The 14,241-nt window shown below is 74.5% G+C and carries 13 protein-coding genes; all 13 read left to right on the top strand.

Features of this window, described 5'->3' with window-relative positions; genetic code table 11:
- The first annotated feature begins 170 nt into the window (after nucleotides 1-170).
- The 13 genes from Ani05nite_RS23970 to Ani05nite_RS23910 all read left to right on the top strand — a co-directional run bounded on the left by Ani05nite_RS23970 (nucleotide 171) and on the right by Ani05nite_RS23910 (nucleotide 14,238).
- Complete coding sequence (locus tag Ani05nite_RS23970) at nucleotides 171-1,730, top strand: MFS transporter (protein WP_203771647.1); 1,560 nt, start codon at nucleotides 171-173, stop codon at nucleotides 1,728-1,730.
- A 22-nt stretch (nucleotides 1,731-1,752) separates the two neighbouring features.
- Nucleotides 1,753-2,226, top strand: a complete 474-nt coding sequence (locus tag Ani05nite_RS23965) for a sugar phosphate isomerase/epimerase family protein (RefSeq protein WP_203771645.1) — start codon at nucleotides 1,753-1,755, stop codon at nucleotides 2,224-2,226.
- Between the two features lie 21 nt (nucleotides 2,227-2,247).
- Nucleotides 2,248-2,559, top strand: coding sequence for an apurinic/apyrimidinic endonuclease family protein (locus tag Ani05nite_RS23960; protein ID WP_203771643.1), 312 nt, complete (start codon nucleotides 2,248-2,250; stop codon nucleotides 2,557-2,559).
- 37 nt (nucleotides 2,560-2,596) lie between these two features.
- Complete coding sequence (locus Ani05nite_RS23955; RefSeq protein WP_203771641.1) at nucleotides 2,597-2,800, top strand: hypothetical protein; 204 nt, start codon at nucleotides 2,597-2,599, stop codon at nucleotides 2,798-2,800.
- Between the two features lie 125 nt (nucleotides 2,801-2,925).
- Nucleotides 2,926-3,768: a DUF1028 domain-containing protein gene (locus tag Ani05nite_RS23950; protein ID WP_203771639.1), complete on the top strand. Its 843-nt coding sequence runs from the start codon at nucleotides 2,926-2,928 to the stop codon at nucleotides 3,766-3,768.
- 112 nt (nucleotides 3,769-3,880) lie between these two features.
- Complete coding sequence (locus Ani05nite_RS23945; RefSeq protein WP_203771637.1) at nucleotides 3,881-5,428, top strand: long-chain-fatty-acid--CoA ligase; 1,548 nt, start codon at nucleotides 3,881-3,883, stop codon at nucleotides 5,426-5,428.
- A gap of 157 nt (nucleotides 5,429-5,585) precedes the next feature.
- Nucleotides 5,586-6,953: a GlnX family signal transduction membrane protein gene (locus tag Ani05nite_RS23940; RefSeq protein ID WP_239130543.1), complete on the top strand. Its 1,368-nt coding sequence runs from the start codon at nucleotides 5,586-5,588 to the stop codon at nucleotides 6,951-6,953.
- Nucleotides 6,953-7,906, top strand: a complete 954-nt coding sequence (locus Ani05nite_RS23935) for a glutamate ABC transporter substrate-binding protein (protein WP_203771635.1) — start codon at nucleotides 6,953-6,955, stop codon at nucleotides 7,904-7,906. Before Ani05nite_RS23940 ends, Ani05nite_RS23935 begins: the two co-directional genes overlap by 1 nt.
- 5 nt (nucleotides 7,907-7,911) lie before the next feature.
- Nucleotides 7,912-9,111 carry a hypothetical protein gene (locus Ani05nite_RS23930; protein ID WP_203771633.1) on the top strand — a complete coding sequence of 400 codons (1,200 nt, stop codon included), beginning with the start codon at nucleotides 7,912-7,914 and terminating at the stop codon, nucleotides 9,109-9,111.
- The gene (locus Ani05nite_RS23925; protein WP_239130542.1) at nucleotides 9,108-11,336 is read left to right on the top strand and encodes a serine/threonine-protein kinase; all 2,229 of its coding nucleotides are present in this window, start codon (nucleotides 9,108-9,110) and stop codon (nucleotides 11,334-11,336) included. The genes Ani05nite_RS23930 and Ani05nite_RS23925 overlap by 4 nt, the downstream gene beginning before the upstream one ends.
- 10 nt (nucleotides 11,337-11,346) lie before the next feature.
- Nucleotides 11,347-12,321, top strand: coding sequence for a PP2C family protein-serine/threonine phosphatase (locus tag Ani05nite_RS23920; protein WP_203771631.1), 975 nt, complete (start codon nucleotides 11,347-11,349; stop codon nucleotides 12,319-12,321).
- Nucleotides 12,322-12,331: 10 nt separating this feature from the next.
- Nucleotides 12,332-13,597 (top strand): vWA domain-containing protein, encoded by a 1,266-nt coding sequence (locus tag Ani05nite_RS23915; RefSeq protein WP_203771629.1) that lies wholly within the window; start codon nucleotides 12,332-12,334, stop codon nucleotides 13,595-13,597.
- The gene (locus tag Ani05nite_RS23910; protein WP_203771627.1) at nucleotides 13,594-14,238 is read left to right on the top strand and encodes an FHA domain-containing protein; all 645 of its coding nucleotides are present in this window, start codon (nucleotides 13,594-13,596) and stop codon (nucleotides 14,236-14,238) included. The genes Ani05nite_RS23915 and Ani05nite_RS23910 overlap by 4 nt, the downstream gene beginning before the upstream one ends.
- Nucleotides 14,239-14,241 lie beyond the last annotated feature (3 nt).

Raw genomic sequence — 14,241 nt, 5'->3', positions numbered from 1 at the left:
CCGTCGCGGACCGGGTCACGGTCCTACGGGGAGTGGTCGGCTCGAACCTATCGAAGTTCGTCGACGCTTGTCGCCCCGCCGCCACCCCGGCGTGTCCACCACTCGACGGACAGCCGGAGTCCCACGGCGGGCCGATACCCCGGACGCCACGCATTGATCATGCTGAACCCATGTCAGCCACCACGGCCGCCCCGGCCACCACCCGCGCCAAGAACCTCGCCCTGGTGGCGATGCTGCTCGCCGTCGCGATGACCTTCATCGACCAGACGATCGTGGCCATCGCCGCCCCGAACATCCAGGCCGAGCTCTCGCTCAGCCAGGAGGGCTCCCGCTGGGTCATCAACGCCTACCTGCTGGCGCTGGCCGCCACCTTCGCGCTGGGCGGGCGCCTGGCCGACGTGCTCGGGCACCGGCGGATGGCCACCGTCGGCATCATCGGCTTCGCCGTCACCTCGCTGCTGTGCGGGCTGGTCCCGGCCAACGACGCCGCGCAGGCCTGGATCATCACCTTCCGCGCCCTGCAGGGCATGGCGGCGGCCGTCATGATCCCGGCCGCGCTGGCCGTGGTCGTCGGCGCGTTCCCGGTCCGCGAACGGGGACGGGCCCTGGCCATCTTCTTCGGCGTCAGCGGCGGCCTGACCGCCGTCGGCCCGATCGCCGGCGGCGTGCTCACCCAGTGGACCTGGCGCTCGATCTTCTGGATCAACGTGCCGATCGCGGTGCTGGCCCTGGTGCTGCTGGCCGCCGCGCACATCGCGCCGTCGCGCCGCCGCGAACGCATCGACGTGCGCGGCGCGGTGCTGGCGGCGATCGGCATGGGCCTGTCGGTGCTCGGCTTCGAACAGGCGCCCGAGTGGGGCTGGGGCAACGCGGGCACCTGGCTCTGCATCGGCGGCGGCCTGGTGGCGATCGTCGTGTTCGCCGCCGTGGAGGCCCGCACCCACAGCCCGCTGATCCAGGTCCGGATCTTCCGCGACCGGGCGTTCGTGGTGGACAACGCGGTGCTGTTCCTGTCGATGATCGCCTTCGTCCCGGTGTTCTTCTTCGCCAGCGTCTACGCCCAGGTCTCGCTGGGCTACGACGCCAACTCGGCGGGGCTGTACCTGCTCGTGTTCTTCGCCGGCTTTGCCCCGGCGGCCCAGGTCGGCGGCCGGCTGCTGGACAGCCGGGGCGCGCGCCTGCCGGTGGTGCTGGGCGCGGCGGCCGCCACCGCCGGGTTCGCGCTGTGGGGAACGCGGCTCACCGAGCTGAGCCTGGGCGCGCAGTGGCCGTTCATCGTGCTCGCCGGGGCCGGGGTGGGGCTGCTGCTCGGCCCGGCCAGCACGGACGCCGTCAACCGGGCCTTCGGCGCTTCGTACGGCGAGGTCACCGGCATCACCCAGACCGTGCGCAACTACGGCTCGGCGCTGGGCATCGCCGTCCTGGGCACGGTGCTGTCGACGGTCTTCGCGAACCGGCTCACCACGTCGCTGACCGACCTCGGCGTGCCGGCGGCGACCGCCCGGGACATCGCGGACACGGCCTCGCGGGGCGGCTCCGCGGGTGGCGGCGGCGAGATGCCGGCGGCGATGCGCACGGTGGTGAGCCACGACTTCGCCGTCGCCACCCAGTGGGTCCTGTACGGCATGGCGATCGCCCTGGCCCTGTCGTTCCTGGTGGCGCTGGCGCACCCGGGCGGGCGGCCGGGCGCCGGCGAGCACCCCGCCGAGGCCCCGCCGGCCGGCGCCTGACCCGGCTGGAATCGTCCTCCCCATGGACGACAATCCCCTCCTGGTCATGACCGGACCCCTCGGGGCGCTCTCCCCCGGGCGGCTCGCCGAGGTGCTCGCCACGCTGGGCGCGGACGGGGCGGAGCTGGTGGTCCGCGCCGGGCAGACCGTGACGCCGGACGAGCCGGGCCGGCTGCGCGACGCCGCGCGCGAGCTCGCCCGGCACGGCCTGCGCCTCGGCGTGGTCACCACCGACCTCGTCGCGGCGGACGACACCGCCGACCGGATTCTCGGCCGCTGCGCCGAGCTGGGCGTGCCGCTGGTCCGCCTGGGCTGGTGGCGTTACGACGCCGCGACCGGCTACCAGCACACCCTGAACCGGGCGCGGCGCGCGCTGGCCGGACTCGCGGGGCTGGGGCGGCGGCACGGCGTACGGCTGGCCCTGCAGCTGCACCACGGCACGATCCACCCCTCGGCGGCGCACGCCCTGCGCCTGACCGAGGAGCTGGCCGTCTAGCTCGACCCGGGCAACCAGGCCATGGAGGGCAGCGAGCAGCTGCCGATGAGCCTGGACCTGCTCGGCGACCGGGTGGCGTGCGTGGGCGTGAAGAACGCGGCCTGGCGGGCCGGCGCGCTGCGCTGGCAGCCGCTGGCCGCCGGCGACGTCGTCGACTGGCCCGCGGCGCTGCGCACCCTGCGGGACCGCGGCTACCCGGGCCCGCTCGCCCTGCACGCGCACTACCTCACCGCCGATCCGGTGGCCGGCCTCGGCCGGGACCTGGCCCACCTGCGGGCGCTGGTCACCCGGTCGGGCCGCGCCGGCGAGTGTGACGATCGCGGCCGGGGGTAATACGAGGACGGACATACCCGGCTACGAGGAGACTCCCATGTTCTTCAATCTGATCAGGCGCTACGTGGTGATGGCGATCGCCATCCCGCTGGCCGCGGCCGGTGCCCGCAAGCTCAGCGACACCGTCGAGGCCCGGCGCGGACCCAGCCGGGGCACCAGGCTGCTGCGCCAGGGCGCGGACACGCTGCAGGGCCGCTTCGGCCGGCAGAAGAAGCGCTCCCGCTTCGCGTTCGGGCGCTGACCCACACGGCGCCTGTGGGCGGGCCGGCAAGCGCCGGCCCGCCCACAGCTCCGGAACCACGCCGCCGCGCGATCTCCCGCCGAGGGTCTTCACCCCGCAGGTCACGCCTGGGCTAACGTGCGCTCATGACCTTCTCGATCGTGGCCCGCGCCGCCGCCGGTGACGCCCTCGGCGTGGCTGTGGCCAGCAAGTTCCTCGGCGTCGGCGCGGCGGTGCCGGCCGCCCTGGCCGACGTGGGCGCGGTGGCCACCCAGTCGTACGCCAACCTGGCCTACCGGCCCCAGGCGCTGGCGTTGCTGGGCACCGGGGTGCCGGCCACCGAGACGGTCGCCGGGCTCATCGCCGCGGACGCCGGCCCGGTGGACCACCGTCAGGTCGGCGTGGTCGGCGCCGAGGGGCCCGGGGCCACGTTCACCGGGCCGGCCTGCCACGAGTGGGCCGGCGGGGCGGCCGGGGACGGCTTCGCCATCCAGGGCAACATGCTGGCCGGTCCGCAGGTGGTCGAGCAGATGCGCCGGACGTGGCTGGCCGGGACGGGCCAGACCCGGCTCGCCTACCGGCTGCTCGACGCGCTGCGCGCCGGTGACGAGGCCGGCGGCGACCGGCGCGGGCGGCAGAGCGCGGCCCTGCTGGTGGTGGCCAAGGGCCAGGGGTACGGCGGCACCAGCGACGTCCTGGTCGACCTGCGGGTGGACGACCACCCCGAGCCGGTCACCGAGCTGGCCCGGCTGCTCGCCCTGCACTCGCTGTACTTCGAACGCCCGGACCCGGCCACCCTGCTCGGCCTCGACGGCGAGGTCGGCGCCGAGGTCCGCGAGCGGCTCGCGGCCCTGGGCCACCCGGCCGGTCCCGCCCCGGCGGAGCTGGACGAGGCCCTGGCCTCCTGGGCCGGCGTCGCGAACCTGGAGGAGCGCATCGTCGCCGGGAAGATCGACCCCCTGGTGCTGGACCAGCTGCGCAGCGCCTGAGACCGGTCGGCCGCGGCCGGGAAACAAAAACGAAACGGAGGGTTCTTCCGTCCCGGCCGGCATGTTGGGATTGAGGCCGTCGCCCCAGCGGAACTGTCGAGGAGACCCACCCATGCTCAACCTCTCCGTCTTCCTGGAGGACAGCGCCCGTCACTACCCGGAGCGGGAGGCCGTCGTCCTCGGCGCTCAGCGCCTGACCTACGCCCAGGTGAACGCGGCCGCCAACCAGGTCGCCAACCTGCTCCGGGCCCGCGGCATCGGCCCCGGGGACAAGGTCGCGCTGTCCTGCCCGAACCTGCCGTACTTCCCGGTGGTCTACTACGGCATCCTCAAGGCCGGCGCGGTCGTCGTCCCGCTGAACGTGCTGCTCAAGGGCCGGGAGATCGCGTACCACCTGGCCGACTCGCAGGCCAAGGCGTACTTCTGCTTCCAGGGCTCCCCGGAGCTGCCGATGGGCGCCGAGGGTCACACCGGCTTCGGCCAGACCCCCGGCTGCGAGCACTTCTTCCTGATCACCGCCGACCCGGCCGCGGCCTCCCCGATCGAGGGCGCCGAGACGCTGGGCCAGGCGCTGGCCGGGCAGTCGCCGGTCTTCGAGACCGTGCTGGCCGCCGAGACCGATCCCGCGGTCATCCTCTACACCAGCGGCACCACCGGGCAGGCCAAGGGCGCCGAGCTGAGCCACTCCAACCTCATCCTCAACGCGCTGACCTGCAACCGGCTCTTCCAGTCCAAGCCCGGGCAGGACACCCACCTGCTGGTGCTGCCGCTGTTCCACTCGTTCGGCTCGACGGTCAACATGAACGCCGGCTTCGCCAGCGCCTCGACGCTGGTGCTGCTGCCCCGCTTCGAGCCGGCGGCCGCGGTCAAGCTGCTCGAGCAGGAGAGCGTCACGTTCTTCGCCGGGGTGCCGACGATGTACTGGGGCCTGCTCAACGCGCTGACCGACGACGTGGACGTGGACAAGATCGCCCGCACCATGCGGCGCACGGTCAGCGGCGGCTCCAGCCTGCCCCTGGAGATCATCAAGGAGGTGCGGAGCCGGCTCGGCTGGACCATCCTGGAGGGCTACGGGCTGTCGGAGACCTCCCCGGTGGCGACCTTCAGCGACCCGGACAGCGAGCCGCGGCCCGGCTCGATCGGCGTGCCGATCTGGGGCGTCGAGGTCAAGCTGATCGACGAGTCCTGGAACACCGTCGAGGGCAGCGAGGAGATCGGCGAGATCGCCATCCGCGGGCACTGCATCATGCGCGGCTACTACAACCGGCCCGAGGCCACCGCCGAGGTGATCAACAACGGCTGGTTCCGCACCGGCGACCTGGGCAAGCGGGACAAGGACGGCTGGTACTACATCGTCGACCGGGCCAAGGACATGATCATCCGAGGCGGCTTCAACGTCTACCCGCGCGAGATCGAGGAGGTGCTGATGACCCACGAGGCGGTGTCGCTCGCGGCCGTCATCGGGGTGCCGCACCCGACCCACGGCGAGGAGGTGAAGGCGTACGTCATCCGCAAGGAGGGTGCGACCGTCACCGAGGAGGAGCTGATCGCCTGGGGCAAGGAGCAGATGGCCGGCTACAAGTATCCGCGGCTGGTCACCTTCGTGGACTCGTTGCCCATGACCGCGACGGGCAAGCTGCTCAAGCGCGCCCTGACCTGAGCGCGAAAGTCCGCCGAACGCGCACCCGGAGGGGGACGGCCCGGGTGCGCCTTCGTGCGTAGACTCGGCCGGCCGGGCGACCACGAAGATCATTTGCGTGGGTGCGGCACAGTGAGCGGGTGAGCGCCCGACCACGCACGGCACCGACGGAGGAAGCTTGAGCACAGCACGGCTCGACCGGCCGGCGCCGGTCGCGGTGAAGCCCTCCGGCGGCGTCCGGCACCGCGTCGCCCGGCTGCGGCGCACCTCCCCCGGCCGGCTGCAGCTCCTGCTCGCCGTCCTGGTGACCCTCGGCCTGCTGACCGGCCTCGTCGCCGGTCTGACCGCCGGCGCCGCCGCCACCGGCACCGCCGACCTCGGCGACCGGGCCCAGCCGCTGCTGGTCGAGGCCGAGACGATCTACTCCGCGCTCGCCGACGCCGACACCACCGCCGCGCAGGCGTTCCTGGCCGGCGGCCTGGAGCCGGTCGCCCTCACCCGCCGCTACGAGGGCGACCTCGGCCGGGCCACCACCGCGCTCACCTCGGCGGCCCGCCGTACCCCCGAGACCGGCCGGTCGGCCGAGGCGATCCGGCGGCTGTCGGCCGACGTCTCCCGGTACGCGGCCCTGGTGGCCAGCGCCCGCGCCAACAACCGCCAGGGGCTGCCGATCGGCGCCTCGTACCTGGCCTCGGCGTCCAAGCTGAGCCGCGAGTCGCTGCAGCCGCAGGCCCAGGCGCTGTTCCAGTCCGCGCAGCGCGAGGTCGGCGACGGCTACGGCGACGCGCGCAGCTCCTGGTGGACCGCCCTGCTGGTGGTCCTGCTGCTGGCCCTGCTGGCGGCCCTGCTGCTGGCCCAGCGCCACCTGAGCCGCACCACCCACCGCACCTTCAACGTCCCGCTGCTGGTGGCCACGGCGGTCACCCTCGTGCTCGCGCTCGGCGGCGGCGGCGTGCTGATCTCCCAGCGCGCGCACCTGTCCGAGGCCGACACCGAGGGCTCCGCGCCGGTCGCGCTGCTGGCCGAGACCCGGATCGCCGCCCTGCGCGAACGCGGCGACGAGGCGCTGACGCTGGCCGCCCGCGCCGGTGAGGGCGGCGGCGACCCGAGCCTCCCGCTGGCCCAGCGCGCCGCCGCCGGCAACCTGGAGGCCGACTTCGACCTGACCAGCGGGCGGCTCGACGAGCTGCTGGCCGACGCCGCCGCGCTCATGCCCGACGGCGCCGCGGGCGCGGCCGTGCGCTCCGCGGCGGAGTCCCACCGGGCCTACGTCGGCGCCCACGACCAGGTCCGCGACCTGGACAACCGCGGCGACTACGACGGCGCCGTGGCGCTGGCCATCGGACCGCGGACCAGCACCGCCTTCGCCGGCCTCACCGGCGGCATCGACCGGGGGCTGGAGAGCCGCAAGGACGTGTTCAGCGCCGAGATCGGGGCGGCGGGGCGCGGGCTGGGGCTGCTCACCGTACTCGGTCCGCTGCTCGCGCTGCTGGTCTGCGGCCTGGCCTACGCCGGCATCCGCGCCCGACTCGAGGAGTACCGCTGATGCGTGCCCGTGTCACCCTCGCCGCCGTCGCCGCGCTGGCCGTGCTCGCCGCGGCCGGCTGTTCCGGCGACTCCTCCCCGCTGCCCGGGCGGCCGAGCGCCTCGGCGGCGCCCGCCCCGACCGGCGCCGCGCCCGTCGACGACTCCTGCCGCCCGCGCGCGAGCCTCAAACCGGCCGGCGCGCTGCCCGCGCCCGGCCGGATGCCGGCCGGCAGCTACATGGCGGAGATCTTCAAGCGCGGCCGGCTGGTGCTGGGCACCAGCCAGGACACCCTGCTGTTCAGCTCGCGCAACCCGTTCACCGGCAAGGTCGAGGGCTTCGACGTGGACATGGGCCGGCAGATCGCCGCGGCCATCTTCGGCGACCCGAACAAGATCCAGATCAAGGTCATCGGGTACGACAAGCGGGTCAGCTCGGCCATGGACGGCTCGGTCGACGTCGTGGCGGACACCATGACCGCCAACTGCGCCCGGTGGAAGGACGTCAACTTCTCCACCATCTACTACGACGCCGGGCAGAAGGTGCTGGTCTCCTCGACCTCCACCGCGAAGAGCATCGACGACCTGGGCGGCAAGAAGGTGTGCGCGGCCAAGGGCTCGACCTCGTACGACAACATCGCCAAGCGGCCGGCCAAGCCGATCGCGGTGGACCGGCCCGGCTTCGGCGACTGCCTGGTCGCCTTCCAGCAGAACGAGGTCGACGCCATCTCCACCGACGACACCATCCTGGTCGGGCTGGCCGCGCAGGACCCGTACGCCAAGGTGGTCGGCACGGCCTTCACCGAAGAGCCGTACGGCATGGCGATGAGCAAAAAGCACCCGGAGTTCACCCGCTTCGTCAACGCGGTGCTGGCCGAGAACCGGGCGAACGGCACCTGGAAGTCCACGTACGAGCGGTGGCTCGGTGACTTCGGCGCCGCGCCGCGGCCGCCGGTGGCCGAGTACCGGGACTGACTCCCGTGACGGCACCCACGCAGGACCTGCTCGGCCGGGCCGACAGCGAGCTGCTGCGCCTCGAGGCGGCCGCGGCGGCCGTCGCGGCGAACCTGGTGGACCTCGACGACAACACCGCCCGCAAGGACCTCGACCGGGGCCCGCTGACCGGCCGCACGGCCGCCGCCTGGGCCGACGCGACCGCCGCGCTGACCCAGCTGTGGGACGGCTACGGCCTGCTCACCGCGCTGATCCTGGCGGCCCGCGCGGCCCGCAACCAGCGCCGGTTCACCGACAGCGAGAAGTCCGCGTACGTGCACCAGGTCCTCGGCCGCTCGGTCACGCTGTCGACCACGACCGTGCCGCTGGCCCAGCGCGGGCTGCTCGGCGCCGGCCAGGTCAGCACCACCTGCTCCCCCGCCGAGCTGCTGTCGGCGATGGAGGCCGCGTTCCGCACGGCCGTCGACGTGGCCACCCGCGCCGGCGAGGTGTGGCACCGGCTGATGCCCGAGGCCGCCACGGTCGCGTCCCGGCTGGCCCACCTGCGCGGGCTGACCCGCTCGGCGACCCTGGACGAGGCCGACCGGCGGCTCGGCGACTTCACCGCGGCGCTCGCGGCCGACCCGCTCGGCTGCGACGAGCAGGCCCTGGCGGCCGTGCGCGTGCTGCTGGACCGCGCCGACGCGGAACGCACCTCGGCCGGCGAGCTGCGCGAGGCCCTCACCCAGCGCCTGGCCGACGCCCACGCGCTGCTCGACGAGCTGGCCGGCGCGGCCCGCGCCGCGGCGGCGGCCGAGCAGGAGGCGACCGGCCGGTTCGCCGACCCGGCGGTGGCCGTGGTCTCCGGCCCCGACCTGCGCCCGGACCTGGCCGCGCTGGACGCGCTGGCCGCCGCCGGGCACTGGGCGCTGATCAGCCCGCGGCTGGCCGACTGGAGCCGCCGGGCCCGGGAGCGGGTCGCCGCGCTGCGGGAGGCCGCCGCCCGCAACGCCGGGCTGCTGGCGGCCCGCAACGAGCTGCGCGGACGCCTGGACGCGTACCAGGCCAAGGCCGGCCGGCGCGGGCTGGCCGAGGATCCGGCCCTCGCGCCGCTGGCCGAACGGGCCCGCGCCGCGCTCTACACCGCGCCCTGCGATCTCGACGCCGCCCGGGTGGCCGTGAACGCGTACCAGGACGCGGTGGCCAGACTCACCGCCACGACCACTGCGAGGGACGGCCTTTCGTGAAATGCCAGCGCGACTGTCCCGGCACCATCCAGGACGGCTACTGCGACACCTGCGGCATGGCGCCGCTCAAGGCTGCTTCGTCGCCGGGGACCACGGGCGCGCCGGCCGCGGCCCCGACGCCGAAGCAGCGCACCGCCACCGCGCCCTCGCTGCGTACCGGGGCGCTGTCGACGCGGACCGGCGGCTCGGCCCGCACCGGCAGCGCCCGCACGGGCAGCCGGCGGCGGCGGTTCGGCGGCGGGCTGGTCGACGTGGCGCCGCTGCCCGTCCGCGACCCCGCCACGGCGATCATGGCGGTCGCGGAGGTGCCCGAGGACAAGCGGTACTGCGCCAAGTGCGGCAACCCGGTGGGCCGGGCCCGAGGCGACCGGCCGGGTCGCACCGCCGGCTTCTGCCCGTCCTGCGGCGAGGCGTTCAACTTCACCCCCAAGCTGGGCCCGGGCGAGCTGGTCGGCGGCCAGTACGAGGTGCTCGGCGCGCTGGCCCACGGCGGCCTGGGCTGGATCTACCTGGCCAACGACAAGCGGGTCTCGGACCGCTGGGTGGTGCTCAAGGGGCTGCTCAACTCCGGCGACGAGGACGCGCTGGCCGCGGCGGTGGCCGAGCAGCGCTTCCTGGCCGAGGTCGAGCACCCGAACATCGTCAAGATCTACAACTTCGTGGAGCACGACGGCGCCGGTTACATCGTCATGGAGTACGTCGGCGGGGAATCGCTCAAGGGCATCCTCAAGGACCGCCGGACCGCCAACGGCGGGCAGAGCGACCCGCTGCCGGTGGAGCAGGCGCTGGCCTACGTGCTGGAGATCATGCCGGCGTTCGGCTACCTGCACGACCGTGGCCTGATCTTCTGCGACTTCAAGCCGGACAACGTCATCCAGACCGGCGACCAGGTCAAGCTCATCGACCTCGGCGGCGTGGTGCACATCGACGACCAGGACGCCGCGCTGTACGGCACGGTCGGCTACCAGGCCCCGGAGATGGCCGAGGCCGGCCCGTCGATCCAGTCCGACATCTACACCATCGGGCGCACGCTGGCCGTGCTGACCACCGACTTCCGCGGCTACCAGAGCACCTTCAAGCACAGCCTGCCCGACCGCGGCGAGTTCGCCGTCTACCAGCGCCACGAGTCGTTCTACCGGCTGCTGCAGCGGGCCACCCGGCTCGACCCGGACGAGCGCTTCGTCGACGCCGGCGAGATGACCGAGCAGATGCTCGGCGTGCTGCGCGAGGTGCTGGCCGCGGACGGCGACCCGCACCCGGGCACGTCCCGGCTGTTCACCGGCGAGCTGCGCACCGATCCCCGCTCCGACGAGCCGCAGTGGCGGTTCCTGCCGGCGCCGATGATCGACCTGGCCGACCCGGCGGCGGCGTTCCTCGCCTCGGTGACCGTCACCGACCCGCAGCAGGTGCTGATGCTGCTCGGCAAGGCCCCGGAGAACACCATCGAGGTGCAGCTGCGGGCGCTGCGCGCGCTGATCGACCTGGGCGCGGCGGGCAGCGGCCGGGACGCCTTCGCGGACGCGGTGCGGCTGCGCGACACGCTCGCCGGGCATGCCGCCGGCGACTGGCGGCTGGCCTGGTACGACGGCGTGCTGGCGCTGGCCTCCGGCGACCTGCCCCGGGCGCAGGCCCAGTTCGACGCGGTCTACTCGGCGCTGCCCGGTGAGCTGGCGCCCAAGCTGGCGCTGGGGCTGACCCTGGAGCTGGCCGGGCGCCCGGCCGAGGCGGCGGCCTACTACGACGTGGTGAGCCGCACGGATCCGGCGTACACGACGGCGGCGGCGGGGCTGGCCCGGTGCCGGCTCGCCACCGGGGACCGCGACGGGGCCGTGGAGGCGTACAACCGGGTGCCGGGCACCTCGGCGGCGTACGGCAGCTCCCAGGTGGGCGCCGTGCGGGCGCTGGTCCGCGCGCATCCCGCGGCGGTGGCCGACGTGGCCGCGCTCGCGGCCGCGGCCGCGCTGATCGACCGGCTGGAGATGGAGGCGGCCCAGCTCGCCGCGCTCCGGGCCGAGCTGCTCGAACGGGCGCTGAGCACGCTCGCGGCCGGCACCGCGGTGCCGGCGGCGGTGCTCGGGACGCCCGGCGCCGGACCGGCCGGGGAACGGGCCGTACGCTTCGCGCTGGAGGGCGCGTACCGGGAGATGGCCCGGGCCGCGCACGGGCCGGAGAAGATCCGCCTGGTGGACCTGGCCAACGCTTCCCGGCCGAGAACCCGCACGTGAGGTGCAGCTGATGAGTTCGCGACCGGATTGCCCCTCCTGCGGGGACGAGCGGGCCGCCGGGGCCGCGTTCTGCGAGAGCTGCGGCAAGCCGCTGGCCACCGGCGCGGGCCGGGCCGTCGGCCACGACTGCCCGTCGTGCGGGGCGGCCGGCGCGGTCGGCGACGACGGCTACTGCGGCACCTGCGGCCTGCTGGCGGCCCGGCCGCGCGACCACGTGGAGGCCGACGCCGGCCCGGTCGCCGCCGCGGTCACCGACCGTGGCCGGCGGCATCACCGCAACGAGGACGCCATGTGGCTGGCCGCCCGGGGGGCGGAGCTCGACGTGGTGGTGTGCGACGGGGTGTCCTCGTCGTTCGACCCGGACGTGGCCTCCGAGATCGCCGCCGAGGTGACCGGCAAGGCGCTGATCACCGCCACCGCCGAGCTGCCGGAGAGCATCGCCGCGGCGATCGTCGCCGCCGGCGCCGCGGTCGCCGCCCTGGCCACCACCGGCGATCCGCGCCGGGCCGCGTCCAACCCGGCCTGCACGATCGTCGCGGCCTGCGTGCGGGGCACCGAGATCGGGTACGGCTGGGTCGGCGACAGCCGCGGCTACTGGGTGCCCGTCGAGGGCGACGCCGTGCAGCTCACCGAGGACGACTCGTGGGCCACCCACGCCATCTCGCTGGGCGCCGACCCGCAGTCGGCGTGGAACGACGCCAAGGCGCACGCCATCACCGCCTGGCTGGGCGCGGACGCGGGCACGATCCGCCCGCGCACCGGCGCGTTCTTCGCCGAGACCCCGGGCCACCTGGTGCTGTGCAGCGACGGCCTGTGGAACTACCTGACCGAACCGGCCGCCTTCGCCGACACCGTCCGGGACGCCTTGCGCGGGTCGGCGAGTCTGCTGGAGGCGGGCCGCAAGCTCGTGGACTTCGCCAACGCCGCGGGCGGCTCGGACAACATCACCGTCGCCCTCGTCCCCCTCAACACCCTCGACAGCTAAGGGAGAGCCCGTGCCGTACACCGCCGAGGCGTTCCAGAACGAGTTCCTCGCCCTGGGCGCGACCGAAGTCAACGCGATCGTCACCGTGGAGCAGTCCGGCGCCGAGGGCGAGCGGCGCACGGCCGGCGCCACCGAGATCATCATCGTGGACTGCTCCGGCTCGATGCAGGCGGAGGGCCGGATGGCCGCCGCCCGGCAGGCCGCCAAGGCCGCGGTGAACTGCATCGACGACGGCGTGCGCTTCGCCATCATCGCCGGCGTGAGCACCGCCCAGCAGCTGTTCCCGGCGCCCGGCCAGCTCGCCGTCGCCACCGCCGAGACCCGGGCGCAGGCGGTCGGCGCGATCGACCGGCTGCAGGCCAACGGCGGTACGGCCATGGGCGCCTGGCTCAAGCTCGCCGGCCAGCTGTTCGCGCAGCGCCCGGGCGACATCGCGCACGCCATCCTGCTCACCGACGGCGAGAACGGCGAGTACAAGGGCTACCTGGAGGGGGTGCTGCAGGAGCTCGGCGGCACCTTCACCTGCGACTGCCGCGGCGTCGGCACCAACTGGACGGTCTCCGAGCTGCGCAAGATCGCCGCGGCGATGCTGGGCACCGTGGACATCGTCGCCCGCCCGCAGGACCTGGCCGCGGCGTTCGAGCAGATGATGACCGCGGCGATGGGCAAGACCAGCGCCGACGTGCAGCTCAAGGTCTGGACCCCGGTCAACGCCACGGTGCGCTTCGTCAAGCAGGTCGAGCCGCAGGTGGCCGACCTGACCGGCAAGCGGGTCGAGGACGGTCCCCGGGCCGGGCGCTACCCGCTGGGCGCGTGGGGCGCGGAGAGCCGCGACTACCACATCTGCGTGGACGTGACCCCGGGCGCGGCCGGCGACGAGATGCTGGCGGCGCGGGTGTCGGTGGTGGAGGGTGACACCGTACTGGCCCAGACCCTGGTGCGGGCGGTGTGGACCGAGGACGCGGCGCTGTCCACCCGGATCAACCGGCAGGTGGCGCACTACACCGGGCAGGCCGAGCTGGCCGACGCGATCCAGGCGGGCATCGAGGCGCGCAAGGCCGGCGACGACCGGACGGCCACGCTGAAGTTCGGCCGGGCCGCCCAGCTGGCCCACGAGAGCGGCAACAAGGCGACCGAGGAGCTGCTGGCCACGGTCGTCGAGATCGAGGACGCGGCGACCGGCACGGTCCGGCTGCGCCGCAAGGTCGAGGCGGCCGACGAGATGGCGCTGGACACCCGGTCGACCAAGACCGTGCGGGTGGGCCGGTCGTCATGACGTACGCCTGCCCCAAGGGCCACGCGTCCACGACGGACGACTTCTGCGACACCTGCGGCGCGAAGATCGGCGGCACGGCGGTGTTCAGCCCGGGCGTCGCCCCGGCCGCCCCGCCCGCGTTCCCGAGCGGGGAGCCGTGCCCGAACTGCGGCACGCCGCGGGCCGGGGCGGGCCGCTTCTGCGAGGACTGCGGCTACGACCACAGCACCGGCAAGGTGCCGGCGCTGGTCCAGCCGACGGCCACGGCCCCGGCGACGGCACAGTGGACGGCGACGGTGTTCGCCGACCGCGAGTACTTCGCGGCCAACGCGATCGAGGGCGTCGACTTCCCGGCCCAGCCCGCCGAGCGGACGGTGCCGCTGCCGGCCCCGCAGGTCCGGATCGGCCGCCGGAGCACCTCCAAGGGCACGGACCCGGAGATCGACCTGGCCGACGCCGACCCGGGCGTCTCGCACAGCCACGCCCTGCTGACCCTGAGCGTGGACGGCGTCTGGCTGGTCTCGGACCTGGGCTCGACCAACGGCACCTACCTCAACGACGAGCCCAAGCCGCTGACCGCCGGGCAGACCCGCAGCGTCGGCGACGGCGACCGGGTGCACGTGGGCGCCTGGACGACCATCACCCTGCACGCCCCGGTCTGATCG

The sequence above is a fragment of the Actinoplanes nipponensis genome, from assembly GCF_016862275.1.
Taxonomy (GTDB): domain Bacteria; phylum Actinomycetota; class Actinomycetes; order Mycobacteriales; family Micromonosporaceae; genus Actinoplanes; species Actinoplanes nipponensis.
The sequence above is the reverse complement of the archived record's forward strand: the minus strand, read 5'-3'. Positions and strand labels throughout refer to the sequence as shown.